Genomic DNA, 575 nt, shown 5'->3' with positions numbered 1-575 from the left:
GAGGGCTTCTTTTTGGGCATTTGTCAGGGTAATTTTCATGGACACAATCTTGATCTGATAGGAAGGAAAAATCAAGCAGCTTCAATTACGATGGGTATAAGTGCGTCATAAGTTGGATTATTCTAAACCCAGCGGTAAGGTTTCATCAGCACCCCATTCAGCCCAGGAACCATCATATAAGCGAAGGCTTTCAAAATCGGCCAAATATGCAGCAAACAGAACGATACAAGCTGTTACTCCTGATCCACAGCTGAATACTAGCTCATCTTTGTTAATGAGTCCCTTACGTGAAAAAATTTCAGCCAGAGACTCAGGCGATTTGTACTTACCATTGTTCAAAACCTCAGTAAAAGGGATGTTTATGGAACCTGGTACATGTCCGCGTCGTAAACCAGCTCTGGGTTCAGCCACTAGTCCAGAAAATCTCCCTAATACTACAGCCGTAACTGTTCTGTAATCATGAGGTTATCCCGGCTCCGATAATGACATTGTTGGGCGGAGTATTGATGTCGTCGTCGCCAACATGACCAATGTAAAACCTGTTCGACAGTCTCTCCGGCCTTTTCCATCAATTT

Annotated in this window: 1 protein-coding gene; it reads right to left on the bottom strand. The window is 43.7% G+C overall.

Annotated features, from left to right (window positions below):
• Positions 1 to 117 precede the first annotated feature (117 nt).
• Positions 118 to 411 (bottom strand): sulfurtransferase, encoded by a 294-nt coding sequence (locus Xinn_RS21400; RefSeq protein ID WP_244590299.1) that lies wholly within the window; start codon positions 409 to 411, stop codon positions 118 to 120.
• Positions 412 to 575 lie beyond the last annotated feature (164 nt).

The organism is Xenorhabdus innexi (assembly GCF_002632485.1).
GTDB classification, from domain to species: domain Bacteria; phylum Pseudomonadota; class Gammaproteobacteria; order Enterobacterales; family Enterobacteriaceae; genus Xenorhabdus; species Xenorhabdus innexi.
This window is presented reverse-complemented; position numbering and strand designations above follow the sequence as displayed.